Genomic DNA, 15,992 nt, shown 5'->3' on the forward strand with positions numbered 1-15,992 from the left:
TTAATATTTTAAGCTAATTAAAATGTTACGTGAAGGTCAGCACCGTAAACACGGGTTGCGGGTGTTTGAGAGGCACTGTTAGTGCCAGCATCATTACCAACAGAGTTACTGAACTCAGGGTCACCATAAGTGTTGCTTTTAGGAGTCCACAAAGCCAGGTTACGACCAGTTAAAGCGAATGATAAACCTTTAACAAAACCTGTTGTACGGATAAATTTTGTCAGGTCAAATGCCAAAGCAATTTCGCGGATTTTCCAGAATGCAGCACTTGTAACCCTTGGACCGTTCGCAGTGTTGTAAGCAGAACTTTGCCAGAAACCATAGTTGCCATCAGCAATTGAAACACTCGTATTAGGTGTATAAACACCCGGAGATGTTTGAATTACTGAATTTGGATAAATAAAGCGTTGACGGCCTGCCGCTGCTGACAAATATGATGAACCGCCAAAGTTTAAGGTAGAACCCACGCCATTGTAAATAATATAGCCACCACGATACTCACCTACACCTGATAAAGTTACAATATCATAACTCACCTGTGCATTAACGCCTAAGATATATTTGGGTGTGGTACGGCCAAAGTTTTTCTGAGTAGGGTCAACGGAAGGCAAACCAGTAACTGCGTCAACTACAGTTCTACCTTGTGGATCTTTAACAAGGTCTGTTCCTTTGTAGATTGGGAAAGGCTGACCAACTTGTGCGTAAACGTTATTACCGATTTGTAACGAGTTAATACCAGGTAATAATGACAACACTTTTGAATCGTTTATTGACAGGTTACCGCCAAGCCTTAAACCAACTTTATTTTTTGATTTGGTTAAGATGTCTCCGATCAACTCAAATTCAGTACCGGTTGATTGAATTTCACCAGCGTTAATTAACGCCGCAGAATAGCCAGTTGCCGCAGATGTGCTGATTTGCAGCGTTTGGTTTTTGCTATTCTGTTTGTAGTAAGTAGCTTTTGCAGAGATGCGGCCATCAAAAAATGAAAGCTCAGTTCCAACCTCTATCTCGTTGATTGATTCCGGTTTCAAGTTAGGGCTGTAGTTGATAGTGCTTGCAGTTAACGCGCCTAATGAACCATAAGGGAAACCAGAAGTTACGCCATAAGTATTTTGCAGCCTGTAAGCACCGATTGAGATGTTACCCACGCGGCTTACTGAACCGTAAACTTTAGCATAACTTAATACTTTGTTATTTTTCAGGAATTCAAAAGCATCTGTAGGGATGAATGAAATTTTACCTGATGGGTAGTAGAAAGAACGGTTTTTAGCATTTAGGCGAGAATCTCTTTCGTTTCTTAAAGTACCCTCTAAAAACAAGTAATCTTTGTACCCGATGTTTAAAGCACCAAAATATGCCACCTGGCGAATTTTAGTTTCAGCTTCCGAGGCGTTAACTACACCACCAATGGTGTTGATATTATAGAAATCTTTGATCAACAGGTTGTTGCTTCCGGTTGACTGTCCTTTACGATATTGCTGGCGGATAGTGTTACCTAATAATAAACTTGTTTTAAAATCCTTGAAAAAGGTTTTATGCAAGTTAATTGTCGCGTCACCTTGTAACCTTGCAAAACCATCGGCATCGCCAAAGTTTGATGTGCCATCACCGTATTGATAGTAATCACTTACTATACCAGGTGCAACACCAGTTTTAAATGTACTTTGTACACTACCTGCACCAAGTGGGTCGCTTATGCTATATGGTGTAAAGTTAACCTGGCGGCGGGTGTATTTTTCCTGATCGATACCAAAGTTTTGAGAAACGGTATAATTCAGGTCCATCCAATTATTTACCTGGTAAGACAATCTTAAGTTAGACAAGAACACGTCTCTCTGTTTATTGATCCGTGAGTTATCAGTGATCCAGTAAGGGTTGATAGCATAAGCGTCATAAAAATCACTTGGATTTGCAAATGTACCATTGTTTGAATCCTTGAAATCTTTAATGTTAAGAAACGAAGGCCATTGAATCAGGTTGGTGAACAATAATGAACCATTGTAACCGGTTCCGTAAGTGCTGATATCTGTACGGGTATACTCAACAGAGAAATCCGCTTTGAATTTACCGTAAGTTTTAGCACCGCGTACGCTCACAGATGTACGGTTGTTCTTATCACCGGGAACAACGCCTTTGCTGTAAGCATTTTGAGCCGACAAATAGAATGAATTTTTAGCATCACCCTGCGCAAAAGAGATATTATTTTGCTCAATGAAACCATTATTGAAGAAAGCTTCGATCGGATTTTTTTTCTGTGCAGTGTATGGCACCATCAATACTGGTCCATTAGGGCCGCCTGCAGGATAGCCAACCTGCACCATGTGGCCATCATATGCTGGGCCATATTGCTGGTTCTCATAAGGGGTGTAAAGTGAAAAGCCAGTTTCAGGGTCAATGTAAGGATCACCTTCGCCGCCGTAAATGCCAAATTTATTTTGGAATTTCGGAAAGTAAGCCACTTGCTGCAACTGGAACGAGTTGCTGTAGGTAATCGTTGGTTTTGAATCGCCGGTGCCACGTTTGGTAGTAATGATTAACGCACCGTTAGCAGCTTCCGACCCGTAAAGCGCTGCTGCACCTGCACCTTTAAGGATGTTGATGTCGGCAATATCATTAGGGTTAACTGATGATAATGAACCACCCGGGATAGGCACACCGTCAACTACGATTAGCGCAGTGTTATTACCTAAAGCAGAACGGTTACCACGAAGCGTAATCCTAACTTGCGGGTCAATACTGTTATCAATAGTTGATACTGCCAAACCAGCAACCTTAGCTGTTAAACCGTTAGCAACGTTTGTAACGTTTGATTGGGTAAGGTCCTTACCGCCAATTTTAGTTGATGAATAACCGGTTTCCCTTGCTGCTTTTTTAATACCCAAAGCACCTGTTACCACAACTTCGCCCAGCTGCCTGTTTGAAGATTCAAGAACGATGTTCAGTGTTCCGGACGAGCCTACTGGCCTGTCGATAGATACATAACCAATAAAGGAAAATGTAAGGGTTGAATTTGCCGGAATACTGAGAGAGAATTTACCGGCTGCGTTGGTTTGGGTACCGATTGTTGTACCCTTTACCTTTACTGTTACTCCCGGAATGGGTAGGCCGTCGTCTTTGGCCGTAACCGTACCAGTAACTGTACGGTTTTGTGCGAATACTTGCGTCATAGACAACACAAGTAAGCACAAACTTACGAGTAGAAGTTTTTTCATTTCGTTAATAATAAGATCAGTTAATAGTTAATTAATCATAAAAGTAATGTTACGTTATCAAAAAGTCAAGTAATTTCTTTGAAAACGTCATTTTTTTTTCAAAAAGCCAAGTTTTAGCTAAAAGAATAATAATTATAGTACTATGTATTGCATAATACAATCTAAAACATATATCTTTGTATTATGATCGTCGAAAACACCCAAACCCAAATGAGGAAAGGCATACTGGAGTATTGCATCCTCTCCATCATAGCTAAGGGCGAAACATATGCATCAGACATAATTGCTGAACTTAAGAAAGCCCAACTGCTTGTAGTTGAGGGTACTCTGTATCCTCTTTTAACCCGTTTAAAAAATAACGGACTGCTCACCTATAACTGGGTGGAGTCAATTTCCGGGCCGCCCCGAAAGTACTATGTGCTCTCGGACGAAGGCCGTGCCGTACTTGAACAATTAGATAAAACCTGGCAGGAGCTGGTATTTGCTGTTCAAACAGCTATCGGCGATAGAAAATAGAAAAACCTACAAACTCACTATAATCATGAACAAAACAATTATCATAAATATAAACGGCATGGTTTTTCACATTGAAGAAGATGCCTACGAAGTGTTGAAGAACTATATGACGGATGTAAAGCGTCATTTTTCTACTTCGGCCGATAGCCTGGAGATCACAACCGACATTGAAAACCGCATTGCCGAAATGTTTAACGAGATCCTGGCACGAGATGCCAAACAAGTTATTGTTGAGACCGACGTTAAGGAAGTTACAGAACAAATGGGCAGCGTACAGGATTTTGAAACTGCTGAAACCGACGCCAAAGCTGCGGGTGGCAATCCGTTTGAGTACAATACCGAACGCCGCAGGCTTTTTCGCGATCCGGACGATCACCTCATCAGTGGTGTATGCGCTGGTATTGCCAATTATTTTGACATTAACCCGGCCTGGGTAAGGTTGGCCTTTGTTATCCTGGTGCCTTTTGCCGCCATGGGCCTTGTTATATATATTATATTATGGATGGTTGTGCCGAAAGCCATAACCCGTGCCGACCGTATGGCTATGAAGGGTGAAAAGCAGGATTTGAAGGGTTTTAAAAAGAACTTTGAAGAAGAGTTGAGCACTGTACGCGAAAACCTTCAAAACTTTAAACATGAAGCCAAACCGTTCATTTACCAGGTTCGCGATCTGATCAGCGATATCTTTGAACATCTTGGCGCCTTTTTAAGGGGTACGGGCAGTTTACTTGGCAAACTATTGGCTGCAGCTGTTTTATTGGCCTGCCTTGGCATGACCATAGCGCTCATCGTTTCGCTTATCGCGCTATTTGCTGCGGGTAATATGGGCATCTATAATCTGTTTCCCTTCAACATAACTAATCACCAGGCCAACGGCATTTTTATGGCGAGCGGCTTTTTAGTACTAACTATACCTTTATTAGCCATTATTTTATCAACGATAGGCTTCCTGTTTAAAAAGGCTTCATTTAACCGCTCAATTGGTACCACCTTATTATGTATCTGGTTGGCCTCGCTGGGCGCAGTTTCATACTATGGCGTAAAAACAGCGGCCAGCTTCCGTGAGGGTGGTAAGTTTACGCAAACAGTTAAACTTAAGCCAACTACAAACAACACGTATTACCTGCAGCTGAATGACACCAAGTATTTAAGTAATGAGGATAGTACCCGCCTTAAAATAAATGAACGCTTTAAAGGCATGATCATTTTAGATGATGATTTTAATGGCGATGACATGCCAAACCGCAACGTTAACATCGATATTGAAAAGAGTGATGTGCCGCAACCGGTGCTCATCGAAACATTCAGCGCCCGCGGCAGCAATCTTGAAGAAGCCTTGATCAACGCCCGCAGCGCTTCCTATCGCTTTGAGCAAAAAGATTCGGTATTGAATTTCGATCGCCACCTGGAAATGCCTAAAGGCTTTTTATGGCGCGGGCAGGAATTACATCTAACCCTAAAAGTACCGCTTAACGCTAAGATCATTATTGATCAAAAACTCGACCGTAACATCAACTTCAATATATATGAGTGCAAAAGCGATGGTGATGGCATTACCACAGCCACCTATATCATGACCACCAATGGGCTGGAATGCAAAGTTGACCCGATAAAGGCAGCCAAATTCAAAGCAGATAGCCTAAAGGCGCTCAAACAGGAACAGGATACCTTACCGGCAAGCCCCGCCGATACAGCAAAAGCACAATAAACCATTTCCCTGTGAAAATACTTTTTAAATATATAAGCCTGCTAATTTTTAGCGGGCTTATTATACCCTTCTACCTCCTGCTTCAAACAAGCGGTAATCCGCTTTTAAACAGCAGGGTAACCAACCTCAAATCAAACATTACCCGCCAAAATGAAATGCCAATTAGCTTCCGGATTATTAAGGATATGGCAAAAAATTTGATGCCCGCATTAAAAAGTGAAAATAATCTGTAACCAACACCCCTGTTTTTGCATCTTACTATAAAAAGCAACACAGTTACCATTTCCGGGTGATCCGGCAACATAAATTTAATAATCGTTAAAAAATGACCTAAGAGCCAGGTGGGATTGTTTTGCTAAATTAAATTAGAAGCATTAACACAATGAAAACAATCGCCTATATCTCATAACTACTAAACCCTAAAAAACCGGAAAAAGCACGCCGGAAACTAAACACACTTATTTACAAATTTTAAAAAAGGAGCAATCCTTTAACGGCATTGTATTGCCCTTACTTTTAAACCGAACTAAAAATGAAAGCTATCATACACAACATATTTTATACACTGCTGCTTGTTGCTATCAGCTGTAGTGTATCCTTTGCCCAGCAGGCCGCGCCTGCCGCCAAGGTATCCGGGGCCTTACTCAATGAACAGGGCAAACCACTTGATTATGCAACTGTAAGCCTTTTGCGCGCATCTGATTCAACCGTGGTTAAAGGAGCCTTAAGTAACGATGCCGGTGTTTATGTTTTTGACAACATAAAAGCGGGCAACTATATTATTAAAGCCACTGTTGTTGGCTATCAAAAAGCTGTAAGCAAAAGCTTCACCGTGCCTGCAAATACACCGCATGTTACAGCTCCTGCTTTAAACCTGCACACAGGCAGTACCGAATTAAAGGGAGTAACTATTACTGCTACCAAACCGCTCATTGAACGTAAAATTGACCGTACGGTAATGAACGTTGAAAACAGCGTACTTGCAGCTGGCAACACAGCCATGGAAATTTTGGAACGTGCACCGGGCGTTACTGTTGATAAGGACGATAACATCAGCCTGAAAGGCAAACAAGGCGTAACTGTCATGATCAATGACAAGCTAACCTATCTTACGGCAGCGCAGCTGGCTACTTTATTACGTTCAACTGATGGCAATACCATTAAATCTATCGAGATCATTACCAACCCATCGGCAAAATATGATGCAGCAGGCAACTCAGGGATCATCAACATCAAATTAAAAAAGAATACACAATCGGGCACAAACGGCAGTATCACTGTAGGTGGTGCCAAAAGCAAATACTGGCGCGATAACAGCAGCCTAAACCTTAATCACAAACAAGGCAATCTCAATGTATTTACCTCATTAAGCAGGGGTGATAACAAACGCGGCCATGATATTGGCATTGACCGTATCATTACTGATTCGCTTGGCAATAAAACTTATTTCAACCAGAAATCAAGCCTGCCAAGCATCAACCATTACAACAACTATCGTTTAGGTGCCGATTATGACCTAACCCCAAAACATACTATCGGTTTTGTAGTAAGTGGTTATTCAAACAGCGAAAAAGACTTGAATGATAACCGCACAATTATCGGCAAACAATTTGGCGTGCCCGATTCATCGTTGCGCACTACATCAGATATCAGGCAAACCTATAAAAACTTCGCCCTTAACCTTAACGACAGGCTTAAGCTTGATACCAACGGCCAGGAGCTGAGCATTGATTTGGATTACTCTAAATTCAAAAACAACTCCAATGCCATGTACAATACCGATTATTTTTTACCTGATGGAAGTATACAGCATGAACCACAAATGCTGCGTAACCAAACACCTTCAACCATAAGCATCTACACCGGTAAGGCTGACTACACCAAACCGCTTACCAAAACCATCAAACTGGAAGCCGGGGTAAAATTCAGCAGTGTTAAAACCGATAATGACCTGCAAGCGCAGATCTTCAGCAACGGTGCTTATATTAATGATACTACACGTACCAACCGGTTTATTTATACCGAAAAAATCAACGCCGGATATTTGAACCTGAACAAACAGTTCAAAAAATTCTCGGTACAATTAGGCTTACGTGCCGAGCAAACCCGGTCTACAGGTAACCTGATTGGCAGTACACCTGTTAAGAGGAGTTATTTAAACCTGTTCCCAAGCGTATTTATTAACCAAACCATTAATGATAAAAACGAGATAAGCTTTTCATACAGCCGCCGTATCGACCGTCCGGGCTATGACGATCTGAACCCTTTTGTTTATTACCTTGACCCTTACACTTATTCGCAAGGTAATGCGTTCCTGAACCCGCAATACACTCAAAATTTTGAGCTTAATTATACTTATAATAAAACTATCAATGTAAGCCTTGGTTACAGTCACACAACCGATGCTATTACAGAGCTGATTTTAACAGAAGGCAAGCGTTCATTTGAAACACATCAAAACCTGCAAACACAAACCGGTTACAATGTCAACATCAACACACCATTCACCATTACCAAATGGTGGGAGGGCAATGTTAACGCAACCGCGTTTTACCTGGGCTTTAAGTCGGATACCCTTGCTGGTCAAAAGTTCAATGATGGGCAATGGGCTTTCCAGGGCCGTACAACACAAACATTCAAGTTTGCAGGCTACCGCTTTGAAGTAACCGGCGATTATCAATCATCATTAACCTACGGCATTTACAAGATCAGACCACGCTACTCGGTAGATATGGGTGTCAGTAAATCATTCATGGAAAAGAAATTCAACATCAAAGCTTCATGCGATGACATCTTCAACATCCGCCGCAATGACTTGAGCAGCCAGGTGGTGAACAATAACTTTGTTATCAAACAAAAAAATGATACCCGGGTAATGCGCCTTACTTTTACTTACAACTTTGGTAACAGTTCTATCAAAATGCGTCAGCACCGCAGCGGTGCCGATGATGAAAAAGGAAGGGTAAAGGGGAATAATTAGTCTCGCCCCCCGACCCCCTAAAGGGGGAGCAGCTACATCGCATTTATAATTAAAAGGCCTGTTTTCATTTTGGGAAACAGGCCTTTTGTATTTATTAAGACCATGCTAATCAAAAACTCCCCCTTTAGGGGGCTGGGGGGTGAGAGCTGCTACTGCCCCACCATAAATACGGCATTACTGAATAACAGCTTACCGTTTTCCCAGAAGCTGCGGAACAGCGGGTCATCAACCATATAAACTACCGAACCACGCCCCATGGGTTGTACGCCAAGCAGCAAGCCATTGTTGATCTTCTTTTTTGATTCCGCACCAACAAAGCCCGATACGTAGCCATCCTTTTTTATGGTGCCCACGTTCCAGCCGTCATCGCCCGAAAAAAGATCGTAGATATCGTCATTCAGCTTTAACGAATAGTAATAATCAGGCAAACCGAAGCCAAGCGGATGTGTATTATCAAGGTTCAGTTTATAAATAGCACCGGGGATGGACTCGCTAAGCGCTAACCGGTCGCGATCTCCATATAATTTAACGGTTTTATCCTTGTCCTTTTCTTTATCCTTGTCTTCTTTTTTCTCTTCCTTATGCTTAATCAGGAAGCCTTTTTTATCAACCAGTAATGATACAGCATTATCCACGGCTATCAGCTTACCGCCATCACGGATCCAGTTCTGTAATTTCTCTGAAGGAAAATCTTCATAACGCCCATCGGGACAAATCACTACGTCAAACTCGCCCAGTTTTGTGCGACTTAAATCCTGGTACCTTATTAAAGTGGCCGGATATCCAATTTGTGCCTCAAACAAATGCCAAACCTCACCCATTGCTTCGGAGTTTATACCATCTCCGGCAATCAATGCTATTTTAGGCTGATGGATATACCTTACCGCATCCGAACCGATATCCGATCCTTTATCAACAAAGCCTGTTGAAATAGGGGTGATCTCCTGATTAAGTGATGCAGCGGTTTGAGTAACCACCTGGTCAAAATCGGCCAGATCGTTGCCTGCACGGGTAACAATTAATGAACCTGCTGTGAATTGCCTGCCCCCTGCTTCAAATGGCTTTTCGGCATAACGCACTTTAATCTTCTTTTTAAGCAAAGCGGCCAAAAATTTCACATCGTTAACCGATTGCCATGCCGATACATAAGCATAGGCATGGGTATTTACCAGCGGCTTAGGTGCAGCAACACTCCACTCGGTGCTGGCAGGCTTAAATGATTCTTTTAACCCATAGGCCTTTAAACCATAAGCGTATGGAAGCGACCATGCTGTAATATCATATGTATTAGAGTCCGGGATAAAAGTTTTGGGCTCCAAAAGCACATGCAGTAATACTGCTTTAGGCTGATAGGCATTAACTACCAGATCGTTTGCGCCAACATTATATTGCTCCGTTTTTTGGGTAACATAGTTAAAGCCAGTAACGGTTTTATTAGCTAAGCCAAAACCATACTGGATGCCGTTGCGGCCCAGCATTTTTGCCAACGCGTTAATTTTATTATTGTTATCGTTTTTAATAACATAGGTTTTGTAATCGCCCGGGGGATTGGCCCGACTGTTGTCAAAAAACTTTTTATACTCATCCAAAAGCTTTTGAGTATTTAACGCGGCTATTTCAAGCGTGCTTAAACTTGTTGAATGGTGATGGGCCACACGTTGCACCAAGGTAAGGGTATCGCCACTGCGGGTAACCACAGCCAAACCGGCACTGATACCACCTTGCTCATACGTCATGCCGATAGAGCCATTGTATAAAGGATAAGTATCGCCATATGATGGGTACAGTAAATCAAACTCGTATTTTGTAAAATACATCCAGCCGTTCTGGTCAAAGTACTTGGCATTGTTTTTACCAATGGTGATCTGGAACTGGCGTTGCCATTGGGTAATATCTTTATGGTAAGGCTCGGCAGCAGGGGCAAAGTAATAAGGTGCGTTGTAACCCTGCTCATGGTAGTCAACATGAACCTGCGGCAGCCATTGGTTGTATAAGCCTACGCGGGCCTGGGTTTCTTTTTGCTGCTGCCAGGCCCAATCACGGTTAAGGTCAAAATAAAAATGGTTTACCCTGCCTCCCGGCCATGGTTCAACGTGCTCGCGCGATGTTGGGCTGGGATCTGGCGCAGCGCCAACTACCGAATTATAAAAATTAACATAGCGGTCGCGCCCATCGGGGTTTAAACAAGGATCGATAACAACAACCATATTTTTAAGCCAGGCTTTAGTAGCAGCATTTGCCGGATCAACCATGTCAAACAAAGTCCACATCGAAGCTTCGCTTGATGCAGGCTCGTTACCATGTACATTATAGCTTAGCCAGGTAACAACAGGCATGGCAGTGCTGCCGCCACCGCTTTCAATCCCGGCCAGTTTAAGGTTATTATGACGGATCTCTTCCAGCCTGCCAATATTTTCATCAGAAGCGATGAACATCGCCAGTAAAGGCCGGCCCTCGTTGGTAGTACCAAACTGCTGAAGTTTTACATTTTTTGAAACCGACGCAACGTATCTAAAATATTCGGCGATACGATAATGTGGAGTAAAATGCTCACCCAGTTTATAACCCAGGAACTCCTGCGGCGATTGGATCTTTTGCGCAAAGGCCGGGCAAAAAAAACTTACAAATACAAAAAGGAGTAAATGTTTTTTTATCATAAATAAATAATAGATATATAGGAGAAAAGAGATAAGCTAATATGCAGAAAAATATTGGCAAATTGTTAGATGTGCAAATTTCAGATGTGCAGATATGTAAATGATTAGAAAATACACTGAATTTATTTATAAAAACACAAAACAAATAGGATGCGCATTATCTAAAATTTGCACATCTGAAATCCGCACATTTATAATCTGAAATCTGCACATTTGCATATCTGCAATTAACAAACATGACACCTATCCAGGCCCTGCAAAAATACTTTGGTTATAGTACCTTCAGGCATGAGCAGGAGGCTATCATTCAAAATATACTTAAGGGGCAGGATGTAATGGCGCTGATGCCTACCGGTGGCGGCAAATCATTGTGCTACCAGTTACCTGCTGTTCTGCTCGATGGGCTGACCATTGTAATATCACCGCTTATTGCGCTGATGAAAGACCAGGTAGATAGCCTGAACGTTAACGGCATCCCTGCGGCTTTCCTCAATTCGTCGTTAAATCCCGAGGAAACGAGGGTGCTTGTAAACCGGCTCCGAAACAATGAGATCAAACTACTTTACCTTGCCCCCGAACGTTTGTTCAGTGCCGAAAGCAAAGAAAATAAAGAAAGTAAGCTTATTCCTTTTTTAAAAACGCTGAAAGTTGCACAGATAGCTATTGACGAGGCACATTGTATCTCCTCTTGGGGACATGATTTCAGGCCTGAGTATTTAATGCTTGCCGGGCTTAAGGAAGAGTTTCCGTCGGTGCCGGTTATAGCACTTACGGCTACAGCCGATAAGCTTACGCAAAAAGATATCCTTGAAAAGCTCAACCTTCATAAGCCGGCAATATTTGTATCCTCATTTAACAGGGCAAATATTACTTACCGCGTGGCGCCTAAAAAGAACAGCTTTAAACAGCTCATCGCCTTTTTAAATGAACATAAGGATGAGTCGGGGATTATTTATTGCCTATCCCGCAAATCTACCGAGGCATTGGCCGAGGATTTAAAAGATGAAGGCTTTGCTGCAGAAGCCTACCATGCCGGGTTAAGTAACGAAATAAAAGCCCGTAATCAGGAAGCATTTTTGCGAGATGACCTGAAGATCATTGTGGCAACCATCGCTTTCGGCATGGGCATCAACAAATCAAACGTGCGCTATGTGGTGCATGTCGATCTGCCAAAAAACATTGAAGGTTACTATCAGGAAACCGGCAGGGCAGGACGCGATGGGCTTCCGTCGGAAGCATTGTTGCTTTACTCGCCCGGCGATGCAATGAAATTGCAGGCTTTTGCCAAAGTAGAAGGCAATGAGCAGCAAAGCCGCATCATGCTTAATAAGCTTAATGATATGGTTAAATATTGCCAGCTGCTATCGTGCCGCAGGCAATACCTGATGAAATACTTCGACGAAGAATTCCCGGCCAAATGCGGCTCATGCGATGTTTGCTTAACCGAATATAAACGTTTTGATGGCACGCTGATCGCTCAAAAAGCGCTCTCGGCGGTAGCCCGGTTAAATGAACGTTTCGGGGCTAACTATGTAATAGATTTTTTGCGGGGATCAAAAAGCGATAAGATCCGTGAAGAACATAAGCAGTTAAAAACCTACGGTATCGGTGCAGATATCAGCAAGGCCGACTGGCAGCACCACATCCGCGAGTTGATTAGTATGGGCTATCTGCAAACCGCCGGCGATGAATACCCGGTATTAAAACTTACCGCGCAGAGCACCGACGTATTAAAGGGCGGGCAAAAGGTTGAGTTTATTGAGATAGAAAAAGTTGAAGAGGTTCACCATGAAGAAAACCTGCCTTATGAGATTCCGTTATTCAACCGGTTAAGGGAAGTTAGGCGGGGCATTGCCGAGGGTGAAAATGTACCGGCTTATGTTATTGTATCCGATGCTACACTGCAGGAAATGGCTACCTACCTACCGCAAAGTTTGGATGAACTGCGAATGATTTCTGGTTTTGGCGATATTAAACTGGCCCGTTATGGTCGCGAACTGCTTGAACCGGTTAAGATTTATTGTGCTGAAAAAGGCCTCGGCTCAAAAATAAAACAGAAATCGCCTAAACGGGAGCGGAAGGCGAAATCACCGGGGCAAACCAAATCTTCTTCGCGAAGCAATGATACTAAAGCCGAAACGTTTAACCTATATCGCTCCGGAAAAACCGTTGCCGAAATAGCTGCTGAGCGCGGGTTCACTACAGCTACCATAGAAACACACCTGAGTTATTATGTACAAAACGGCGATCTGGATATCACCGAAATAGTTCCGCAGAAAAAGATCGCTGTTATTGCCGACGCCGTTGAAAGTTATGGAACTGAAAGACTATCGCCCTTAAAAGAAGTTTTAGGCGATGATTACAGCTACGGTGAAATCAAAGCTGTAATTGGCTGGATGAACAAGGGGGAATAATTTTTGTTAAGTTTGAAAGAACAATCTTGCGCTCGTTTGCAACGAGCGCTTAAAATGGGCTTGCGTTTAAAACGCAAGCCCGGCGATACAATCGCCGAGCCACGTTAAGCACTCGTTGCAAACGTGCGCAAGCTAATGATGACATATTTTTGAATTGCATTTGTTCAACACACATGACTACCACAACCCAACTGTACGATATATACCTCAAACACCCCGTAATTAGCACCGACACCCGGAAGATCGTGCCTGACAGTCTGTTCTTTGCGCTCAAAGGCGATAAGTTTGACGCCAACACTTTTGCACAAAAAGCAGTTGAGGCCGGTGCAGCTTACGCGGTAATTGACAACGCCGAATATCAACTGGGCGAACAGTATTTATTGGTTGAGGATGTTTTAACTACCTTGCAGGATTTAGCGCGTTATCATCGCCGTCAGCTTGACATCCCGGTTATCGGACTTACAGGTACCAACGGAAAAACCACCACCAAAGAACTGATCAATGCCGTATTATCGCAACATTTTAAAACCCAGGCTACCCAAGGCAATTTAAATAACCATATTGGTGTACCACTTACCATTTTAACCATTGATGCCAGCCACGAGGTGGCCGTTATTGAAATGGGGGCCAATCACCAAAAAGAGATCGAGCTGCTTTGCAGTATTGCTCAACCATCGCTTGGCTTAATTACCAATGTTGGTAAAGCGCATCTGGAAGGTTTTGGCGGAGTTGAAGGAGTGAAGAAGGGTAAAGGGGAGTTGTATGATTATTTTGCCCCCCTGCCCCCTAAAGGGGGAGTAAGCAAAACAGATGGTGCTGTCTTTGTCAATAGCGATGATACTGTTTTAATGGAGATGGCTGCTGTCCGTCGTTTACCTCACGTGGAGTATTACGGAACCGATGCTATTGACAATCTCATCAGCGGTGAACTGTTGGAAAATTCTCCGTTGCTCACTTTAAGTTGGACCAATAATAAAACCGGCGACAGCTATCAAGTTAAAACCCAGCTAACGGGTACTTATAACCTGCCCAATATTTTAGTAGCCATATGTATAGGCACCTATCTCGGTTTACCGGCTAATGAAATCAACGCCGGTATCGAGGGTTATCAGCCTAAAAATAACCGCTCGCAAATTGTACAAACAGCTACTAATACGCTCATTTGCGATTATTACAATGCCAACCCAAGCAGCATGTTTGTAGCCATTGAAAACGTGGGCAAAATTGAAGCAAAAAGGAAGGTACTTATTTTGGGCGATATGTTTGAAATGGGGCCGGAAGCGGCTGTTGAACATGCATCTGTTATCCGCAAAGCTATGGATACCGCTGTTGATGAACGCATCTTTATCGGAAAGGATTTTTTGGGTGCTTCGCAGTCCATGGATCATGGACCATTGACCATGGACAAGTTTTATGAAACTGCCGAAGGTGCCATTGCTGCTTTGAAAGCACAGCCTATTACCAATTCAACTATCCTGATCAAAGGATCAAGAGGAATGGCTTTAGAGCGGTTGGTGGAATTGTTTTAAACTAATCACTTAATCTTTATCGACTCTACTGTTTTTTTAAACTTAACAAGGTAATTGCTTGTATTGCTGTAAGCACTTCCCATAAAAAGAAGACTGGAATTTTCACCTACCAATGCTACCTGGTACATTACGCCAGCCGTTCCGTTAAGTGTTGTTTTAGTATTTAAAACATAGGCAGTATAATTACCTATTTTGGTTTTGCTTATTGTTTTATTGTCAAGCTTGATACCCTTTTTTTCGTATCGCCAAAGCATATCATTGGCAAACTCATTCGCTTTCTCTTCCGTAACTTTAGGGAGTGACGCAATGATAAAAGAATTGGCCAGTGAGTTGTTCCCATCAGCTTTACCATTTTCATTATACATAAACATATTTGAAGCGGTCATAGCATATTGAAAATTGGTGATGGAATGATCAAATTCAAAATTAGCCAATTCCAGCGGATCTGATTTCAATTCCTTGTCATAGTAAACTGATCTCAAGATATCTAATAACTCCTTTTTTCCTTGTCCGTCTGCTGTTTTACAAACGCCCGCAATCAAGGTAACAAATGTTTCGTCACCAAAAACTAACATCACTTTTATTTCGTCGGGATATTTGGAAGGTCCATCGCCAAAAATGCCGTCAAACTGATTTAATTTAATGCCTTTTACAACATCAATTTTTGCCCCTTTGGCTTCAATTGCTTCCCTCGTAAAACCAGTCTTGGCATTATTAAAATTTGCAGCAGTTGATTCAACAACTTGTATATACAACTTATCATTTTTTTGATAGCGGGCCAACTCTTTTATATACTGATAATCTTTAGGTATCTGCATATAAACCTTAGTTCCGGTTATTCTTACAAGCTTACCGGACTTAACTGTATGTATTTGATTGGGAAATTCACTCTCAGTTTGAGCAAATGAATTAACTGCAAAAAGGGTAAGGATCAGGCTAAAGAATATTTTCATAAAAACGCCATGTTGGAATA

8 protein-coding genes are annotated in these 15,992 nt (G+C 42.4%); 5 read left to right on the top strand and 3 right to left on the bottom strand.

Annotation, left to right across the window (positions count from 1 at the left end):
• Nucleotides 1-17 precede the first annotated feature (17 nt).
• Nucleotides 18-3,170 carry a SusC/RagA family TonB-linked outer membrane protein gene (locus FHW88_RS12665; protein WP_176625803.1) on the bottom strand — a complete coding sequence of 1,051 codons (3,153 nt, stop codon included), beginning with the start codon at nucleotides 3,168-3,170 and terminating at the stop codon, nucleotides 18-20.
• Between the two features lie 228 nt (nucleotides 3,171-3,398).
• On the opposite strand from FHW88_RS12665, the gene FHW88_RS12670 reads away from it, so the two are divergent.
• The 3 genes from FHW88_RS12670 (at nucleotide 3,399) to FHW88_RS12680 (ending at nucleotide 8,419) form a co-directional block, all read left to right on the top strand.
• Entirely contained in the window at nucleotides 3,399-3,731 is a 333-nt protein-coding gene (locus FHW88_RS12670) for a PadR family transcriptional regulator (RefSeq protein WP_090532189.1), read from the top strand.
• Nucleotides 3,732-3,756: 25 nt separating this feature from the next.
• The gene (locus FHW88_RS12675; protein ID WP_176625805.1) at nucleotides 3,757-5,439 is read left to right on the top strand and encodes a PspC domain-containing protein; all 1,683 of its coding nucleotides are present in this window, start codon (nucleotides 3,757-3,759) and stop codon (nucleotides 5,437-5,439) included.
• Between the two features lie 532 nt (nucleotides 5,440-5,971).
• Complete coding sequence (locus FHW88_RS12680; RefSeq protein ID WP_176625807.1) at nucleotides 5,972-8,419, top strand: outer membrane beta-barrel family protein; 2,448 nt, start codon at nucleotides 5,972-5,974, stop codon at nucleotides 8,417-8,419.
• A 149-nt stretch (nucleotides 8,420-8,568) separates the two neighbouring features.
• Here the strand turns inward: FHW88_RS12680 and FHW88_RS12685 are convergent, their stop codons facing one another.
• Nucleotides 8,569-11,076 (bottom strand): M14 metallopeptidase family protein, encoded by a 2,508-nt coding sequence (locus tag FHW88_RS12685; RefSeq protein ID WP_176625809.1) that lies wholly within the window; start codon nucleotides 11,074-11,076, stop codon nucleotides 8,569-8,571.
• Between the two features lie 236 nt (nucleotides 11,077-11,312).
• Between FHW88_RS12685 and recQ the strand changes: the two genes are divergently transcribed.
• Both recQ and FHW88_RS12695 read left to right on the top strand, forming a co-directional pair.
• Nucleotides 11,313-13,490 carry a DNA helicase RecQ gene (gene recQ, locus FHW88_RS12690; RefSeq protein WP_176625811.1) on the top strand — a complete coding sequence of 726 codons (2,178 nt, stop codon included), beginning with the start codon at nucleotides 11,313-11,315 and terminating at the stop codon, nucleotides 13,488-13,490.
• Between the two features lie 173 nt (nucleotides 13,491-13,663).
• The gene (locus tag FHW88_RS12695; RefSeq protein WP_176625813.1) at nucleotides 13,664-15,019 is read left to right on the top strand and encodes a UDP-N-acetylmuramoyl-tripeptide--D-alanyl-D-alanine ligase; all 1,356 of its coding nucleotides are present in this window, start codon (nucleotides 13,664-13,666) and stop codon (nucleotides 15,017-15,019) included.
• Between the two features lie 5 nt (nucleotides 15,020-15,024).
• On the opposite strand, the gene FHW88_RS12700 is transcribed toward FHW88_RS12695, so the two are convergent.
• A complete protein-coding gene (locus FHW88_RS12700; RefSeq protein WP_176625815.1) occupies nucleotides 15,025-15,972 on the bottom strand; it encodes a hypothetical protein in 948 nt (315 codons plus the stop codon).
• Nucleotides 15,973-15,992 lie beyond the last annotated feature (20 nt).

The sequence above is a fragment of the Mucilaginibacter sp. SG538B genome (genome assembly GCF_013376065.1).
GTDB classification, from domain to species: Bacteria; Bacteroidota; Bacteroidia; order Sphingobacteriales; family Sphingobacteriaceae; genus Mucilaginibacter; species Mucilaginibacter rubeus.

Bases quoted from the DNA above. Each gene is read 5' to 3' on its own strand.
- FHW88_RS12665 (WP_176625803.1), bottom strand. From the start codon at position 3,170: ATGACGCAAGTATTCGCACAAAACCGTACAGTTACTGGTACGGTTACG.
- FHW88_RS12670 (WP_090532189.1), top strand. From the start codon at position 3,399: ATGATCGTCGAAAACACCCAAACCCAAATGAGGAAAGGCATACTGGAG.
- FHW88_RS12675 (WP_176625805.1), top strand. From the start codon at position 3,757: ATGAACAAAACAATTATCATAAATATAAACGGCATGGTTTTTCACATT.
- FHW88_RS12680 (WP_176625807.1), top strand. From the start codon at position 5,972: ATGAAAGCTATCATACACAACATATTTTATACACTGCTGCTTGTTGCT.
- FHW88_RS12685 (WP_176625809.1), bottom strand. From the start codon at position 11,076: ATGATAAAAAAACATTTACTCCTTTTTGTATTTGTAAGTTTTTTTTGC.
- recQ (WP_176625811.1), top strand. From the start codon at position 11,313: ATGACACCTATCCAGGCCCTGCAAAAATACTTTGGTTATAGTACCTTC.
- FHW88_RS12695 (WP_176625813.1), top strand. From the start codon at position 13,664: ATGACTACCACAACCCAACTGTACGATATATACCTCAAACACCCCGTA.
- FHW88_RS12700 (WP_176625815.1), bottom strand. From the start codon at position 15,972: ATGAAAATATTCTTTAGCCTGATCCTTACCCTTTTTGCAGTTAATTCA.